We start from the raw sequence: 6,266 nt of genomic DNA on the forward strand, positions 1-6,266 counted from the left end.
GGAGACGGACAGGAGGGCCACCCCGGCGGCCACGGCGGCCACGGCGGCCGCGCCACCGCCACCGCCGGAGCCCGCGGTGGCGCCCGCGCCGGCCGCCGCGGCGCCGGTACCGGCGCCGGCCGAACCGGAGGTCGCCGCAGCCCCGCCGGCCACCGCCCCGCCGACCGCGGCGGCCCCGCCGACGGCGGCCGCCGCGGCGCCGAGCCCGCCGGCCCCGACCCAGACGAGCACGCCGCCGGGCAGCAGCGCGCGCAGGCCGGTGTTGATCTCGGTCAGTTCCAGGCAGGCGGCCGTGCAGCGGTCGCACTCCTGGAGGTGCCGCCCGACCTCCGCCGAGGCGCGCTTGCGCAGCGAGCCGCGGGCGTACGCGCCGAGCCGGTTGGCGTACGCCGCGCAGGAGCCGTCCTGGCTGCCGGAGACGTGGGCCTGCAGGAAGCCGGCGGCGAGCCGGTCGCGGGCCCGGTGGGCCTGGACGGCGGTGGCGTTGGCGGTCTTGCCGAGCATCACCGCGACGGTCTTCGGCGACTCCCGCTCGACCTCGGTGTGCCAGAGCACCACCCGGTCGTCCTCGGGGAGTTCGGCGTACGCCTGCATGACCATGCGCTGGTCGGCCATCGCCATCGCCCAGGCGTCGGCGCCCGGGTCGGCGAGGTCGAGGTCGACGACGGCGGCCGAGGTCTGGGCGAACACGCCGAAGTCGTCGACGAGTTGTTCGCGCCGCTCGCTGCGGGTCCAGGCCGCGGCGACGTTGCGCACGGCCGTCAGCAGGTAGGCGCGGACGGCGAACTCCGGGCCCTTGCCCGCCCTGAGGGCCTGCAGGGTGCGGGCGAACACCTCGCCCGCGAGGTCCTCGGCGGTGAAGCTGTCCCGGCAGCAGGTGCGGGCGTAGCGGCGGACGGATTCGGCGTGCCGCCGGTAGATCTCCTCGTACGCGGTGTCGTCGCCGGCCCGGACCAGGGCGGTCAACTCGGCGTCGGAGGGCGGCCGCTCGCCGTCGACCGGGTCGGCGGGGGCGGGCACGGTGGGGCGGGCCGGGCGGCCGCCCCCGCCGACGAAGGCCTCCGGGGCCACACCGCCCCGGCCGGCCGGGGCCTGGCCGGGCACCCGGCCGGTGGGCAGCGCGGCGGCGGAGGCGGAGAGGGACTCACGGCTGGGCATGCCGGCCTGGTCGGGGACCTGTCCGGTGGTCGGGCCGGGGGCGCCGGGCGCCTGGGCGTGGCCCGGCCCGTGGGCGGGGCCGCCGGAGGCGGCGGCGGGCCCGTCGGCCGGACGGCCCGGCCGTCCTCCGGGGAGTCCTCCGGACGGACCGAAGTCGAGGCCGTACCCGTACTCGTTCTGTTCCTCGGCGCTCACAACGGACCCCAGACTCCACGACAGCCCCCGAAGCGTGGCAGAGCGTGCGGGAGCGCGTGGGCGCGCTGTTCCCCGCTGTACGGCGCCGACGGCGCGCGAAGGGCGCGCATCGGGACATTGGCTCCAACCACGGGCAAAGGATGGCATAGCGCAGAGGGGGGCGGTAGCCGGACCCACTCTTCCGAGGGGTGGTCGCGGATGTGTTCGCCCGGCGCGCGGCCGCGGGGTGCGCGTCGCGGTCATCCGGCGCGCCTCGCCGGAGCGCGCGCCGGTCAATCGTCCAACTCCCTTGCCCGCCGGGCCCGTGGGCCGACCCGGCGGTGCCGCGTCAGCGCGCCCGCAGGCCGTCCAGCAGGATCTCCAGCAGACGGTCCGAAGGCCCGGACGGCGGGTGACCCTCCGTCTGCGGAGCACCGGCCGAGAAGCCGGCCGCGTGCGCCGGCACCGTGCGGGCCGCGTGCACCGGGACCGAGGCGGTGAGCACCAGCACCACGTCCGACACCGTGACGCCGGGCCGCAGTTCGCCCGCCGCGCCGGCCCGGGCGACCAGCGCCGCCAGCAGCTGGAGCAGCAGCCGCGGATCGGCGTCCGCCGCCGACGGCTCGGCGGCCGCACCGCCCTGGGCGTCATCGCCGCGCAGGTCGAACCGGACGGCGGCGGGTTCGGTGACCCGCTGCCCGGGCACCCGGCCCAGCTCCTCCGCGTACCGGAACGCCTCCGGCGGCAACAGCCGCCCGGCACCGGTGTGCACCGCGCGGGCCAGGTAGCCGGCCAGTGACTCCCACGCGCCGTCGCCGCCGTAGAGCGACTCCCGCGCCTGGGCCGTCAGCCAGGCCACCTCCTCGGCGGCGATCCGCTGGACCAGCACCTCCTTGCTCGGGAAGCGCCGGTAGACCGTCCCGACGCCCACCCCGGCCCGCCGCGCGACCTCCTCCATGGGCGCGCCGTAGCCGAACTCGCCGAACACCTCGCGGGCGGCCCGCAGCACGCTCTCCAGGTTCCGCCGGGCGTCCACCCGCAGCCTGGCCCCGGGTACGGGCGCGACGGCCTGCGGCAGCTCCGACCGGTAGGGGACGGCCGCGTAGGCCGTCCCGGTGTGCGGCGTCAGGTCCACCGGGCCGCGTTGCTCCGGCACCATGCCCTGACCGGTGTGCGGTGCACCCGCCCGTCCCAACACCTGCTCCTGTTCCATCATCCCAACTCTCCCCCGCAGGCGCCCGAACCCGGACCCTGTCGTCGCCCGCCCCTGCACCCCCCGGTGCAGCTCAGCCCGTCATTGATGACCCGATGACCCATCGCTCGTGCCGCCCGTCCCGTCCCTGGTGACCACGGTTCGTGCCGCCGGTCCGGTTCGCGTCCGGCCCGGCGCGTCGGCACCGTCCGGGGCCTCGTCCGGGAACTACCCTTCCCCGGATGACTGTCCCGCAGTCGGGTTCTCGTGCCAACGCTGGAACTGGCCGTAGTGGCCGCTCCACGGTGCGTCGCCGCCGATTGTCATGGCGGTAGCCGCTCCAGCACACAATCCGACCATAGTTCACGGCCGTTCGCGGCCGAAAGTGCGTCAGAAAGTCGCCCGGGCAGCACAAGTGGCCACACCCGGCACTCCCGCCCCATCCGGCCCGGTACGGACTGTGGACAAGACCGCCCCCGCCGGTCCTTCATAGGGGGGCGTGCCGGGGGACACCCCCGACCGCGAGGCCGGGACGAATCGTCACATCGGCAGGAGGCGCACCATCAGGATCCTGATCGCCGGCGGCGGCTGCGCCGGGATGGCCACCGCGCTGCACCTGCAGCGCGGCCTGCGGGAACGGCTGCGGAAGGGCGAGGTGGAGATCACCGTCGTCGAGCCGCAGGCGTACTTCACCTACCACCCACTGCTGGCCGAGGTCGCGGCCGGCTCGATCGACCCCCGGCACGTGGTCGTCCCGCTGCGCCGGGCCCTGCCGCACTGCCGGGTGCTGACCGCCCGGATCACCCGGATCGAGCACGCCGCCCGGCGCGCGTTCGCCGACGCCGCGAACCCGGGCGACCCCCCGGCCCCGGTCGAGCTCCCCTACGACCTCCTGGTGGTGGCGCCCGGCTCGGTCTCCCGCACCGCGCCCGTGCCGGGCCTCGCGGAGCACGGCCGGGGCTTCTCCACCGTCGGCGAGGCGGTGAGCCTGCGCAACCACGTGCTGGACCAGCTCGACCTCGCCTCCGCCACCCGCGACCCCGCGCTGCGCCAGTCCGCGCTCACCTTCGTCTTCGTCGGCGGCGGCTACGCGGGCGTGGGCGCGCTCGCCGAGCTGGAGGACATGGCCCGGCACGCGGTCCGGGACTACCACAACGTCGCCGTCGAGGACCTGCGCTGGGTGCTGGTCGAGGCCACCGACCGGATCCTGGCCGAGGAGTCGCCGGAGCTGGCCGAGCACACCCTCGGCCAGCTCCGCGAGCGCGGCGTCGACGTCCGGCTGCGCACCACGCTGGAGTCCGCCGTAGGCCGGGTCGTCGCGCTCTCCGACGGCAGCCGCTTCGCCGCCCGCACGCTGGTCTGGACGGCCGGGGTGCGGCCCTCCCCGCTGCTGCGCGACACGGACCTGCCGCTGGACACCCTCGGCCGGGTCCGCTGCCTCGCCACCCTGCAGGCCGTCGGCCCGGACGGGCGGGCGCTGCCCGGTGTCTGGGCGGCCGGCGACTGCGCCGCCGTACCGGACCCGGCCGCGGACGGAGCGCCCTGCGCCCCCAACGCCCAGCACGCCTTCGCCCAGGCCGAACTGCTCGCGCGGAACATCGCGATCGCGCTGGACGCCGGCCCGCACGCGCCGCAGCTCGCCGAGTACCGGCCCGGTCGCGCCGCCTGTTCCACCTCCCTGGGCCGTCACCGCGCCGTCGCCCACACCCGGGGCGGCGGCCGGCTGACCGGTCGGCGGGCCTGGTGGCTGCACCGGACCCGGCACCTGCGGCGGCTGCCGAGCGCGGACCGCCGGGTGCGGGTGCTGATGGACTGGGTGCTGGGCGGGCTGTTCTCCCGCGAGGTGGTCTCGCTGGGCGCCGTGGAGCACCCGCGTTCGGAGTTCGAGGCGGGGTTCGGCCGGCGGCCCGAGGGCGGCCCGGAAGGCCCCCGGTGAGCGCCCCGGCGCCCGGGCCCGGGCGCGGATCGTACGACCACGCCGGGCGGGCGACTTCCGGAATCGGGCCCTCGCCTGACAGGATCAGCCCAACCTAGTCATTACCCCGTGTGTTGCCATGCACACAAAAAGTGATGATATGCCTGGAAATCGAGGAAGCGGCCGTCGTTTGAACCTCATGCGCTGGAGCGCCCGGCTCACCGGAGTCCCCCGGCGTGCCGCCCCGCCCACCGGGACCGGCACCGACGACGGCGCGCCCGCCACCGACGGGGTCGTCGTCCCCAGCCCCCGCGACCCCACGCACCTCCCCGGTCCGGCCGAACTCCTCGACCCGCACAAACCCCAGAACCTGCGCGAGGTCCTCAACCGCATCCCCGCCCCCGTGGCCGTCACCTACGGCCCGCACCACCAGCTCGGCTACGCCAACCGCGCCTACCGCGAACTCTTCGGCGACCGCACCACCGGCCTCCCCGCCGGCGAGGCCCTCCCCGAACTCGGCACCATGGGCGTCCTGCCCCTGATGGACCAGGTCATCCGCAGCGGGCGGCCCCGCAGCGTCAAGGCCCGCTGCATCCTCGGCCTCACCGGCAACCGCTACTACAACGTCTCCTGCGTCCCGCTCGGCCCCGGCGACACCGGCGACGACGGACACCCCGCGGGCCCCGCGGACACCCCCGGCGACGGACCGCCCGCCGGCGTGCTGATCTTCGCCGCCGAGGTCACCGACCAGGTCCTCGCCGCCGCCCGGCTCCGCGAGGCCGAACGCCGCCAGCGCGAGGCCGCCGTCACCCTCCAGCGCAGCCTGCTCCCGCAGAAGCTCGACCAGCCGGCCGACCTCCGGGTCGCCGCCACCTACCAGCCCGGCGGCGCCGAGGCCGCGGTCGGCGGCGACTGGTACGACGTCATCGCCATCGACGGCGGCCGGACGGCCCTCGTGATCGGCGACGTCATGGGCCGCGGACTGCGCGCCGCGGCCGTCATGGGCCAGCTGCGCACCGCCGTCCGCGCCTACGCCCGCCTCGACCTGCCGCCGCACGAGGTGATGCGCCTGCTCGACGGCCTCGCCATGGAGATCGACGCCAACCAGATCGCCACCTGCACCTACGCCGTCTGGGACCCGCACCGCCGCACCCTCTCCTACGCCTCCGCCGGCCACCTCCCCATGCTGCTGCGCTGCCCCGACGGCACCGTCCTGCGCAGCGAGGAGCAGAACGGCCCCCCGCTCGGCACCGGCGACGGCCTCCACGTCTCCCACACCCTGCGCCTGCTGCCCGGGACCACCGGCGTCCTCTACACCGACGGTCTGGTCGAACGCCGCGACGAGGACATCGACCAGGGCCTCGACCTCCTCGCCCGCACCCTGACCGGCGCGGTCGGCGCACCCGACGTGATCTGCGCCCGGCTGCTGCGGGCCATGGGCGTGACCTCCGAGCACGACGACGACGTCGCCGTGCTGGCCTTCCACCTGCCCGCCGAGCAGGCCGGCACCGGCACGGAACCGGGGCTTGACTCGACTCCACCCGAGGTCTAGTGTTCTTCGAGCTGCCTGGCAGGGAGCACCGGACACGCATCGGCGCGGACGGTCCCGGGGCAGCCAATCCTTCGAAACACCACTTCCCGGCTCGGGCTGGGTCGCGCTTTGTCGCGGCTCGGTGCGTATTCGGCGTGCTCGTTTTATTGGATTGCGGCCGGATTCGCTTTTCGGAGCGGAGATCGGCTAGAGTTTGAAACGTCGGACGGGGCGTCAAACCCCGGAAGACACCGGCGAGTTGGATGACGAAGCCCCGGAAAACGGAGCGGAAAACA

3 protein-coding genes and 1 pseudogene are annotated in these 6,266 nt (G+C 75.8%); 2 read left to right on the top strand and 2 right to left on the bottom strand.

What is annotated here, in order from left to right; genetic code table 11:
• Nucleotides 1-1,353 (bottom strand): sigma-70 family RNA polymerase sigma factor (locus AB0N04_RS38295; protein ID WP_363365751.1); only part of this gene is annotated, 1,353 nt, incomplete at its 3' end.
• Nucleotides 1,354-1,681: 328 nt separating this feature from the next.
• Complete coding sequence (locus tag AB0N04_RS38300; protein WP_360218599.1) at nt 1,682-2,548, bottom strand: helix-turn-helix domain-containing protein; 867 nt, start codon at nt 2,546-2,548, stop codon at nt 1,682-1,684.
• 475 nt (nt 2,549-3,023) lie between these two features.
• Here AB0N04_RS38300 and AB0N04_RS38305 point away from each other — a divergent pair, with 475 nt between their 5' ends.
• The gene (locus AB0N04_RS38305; protein WP_360218602.1) at nt 3,024-4,460 is read left to right on the top strand and encodes an FAD-dependent oxidoreductase; all 1,437 of its coding nucleotides are present in this window, start codon (nt 3,024-3,026) and stop codon (nt 4,458-4,460) included.
• Nucleotides 4,461-4,629: 169 nt separating this feature from the next.
• A pseudogene (locus AB0N04_RS38310) lies at nt 4,630-6,031 on the top strand (SpoIIE family protein phosphatase); the annotation flags it as partial.
• Nucleotides 6,032-6,266 lie beyond the last annotated feature (235 nt).

The organism is Kitasatospora sp. NPDC051702, assembly GCF_040681575.1.
In the GTDB taxonomy this organism is placed as follows: Bacteria; Actinomycetota; Actinomycetes; order Streptomycetales; family Streptomycetaceae; genus Kitasatospora.

Coding starts and splice junctions, on each gene's coding strand:
- AB0N04_RS38300 (WP_360218599.1), bottom strand. CDS start 2,548: ATGATGGAACAGGAGCAGGTGTTGGGACGGGCGGGTGCACCGCACACC.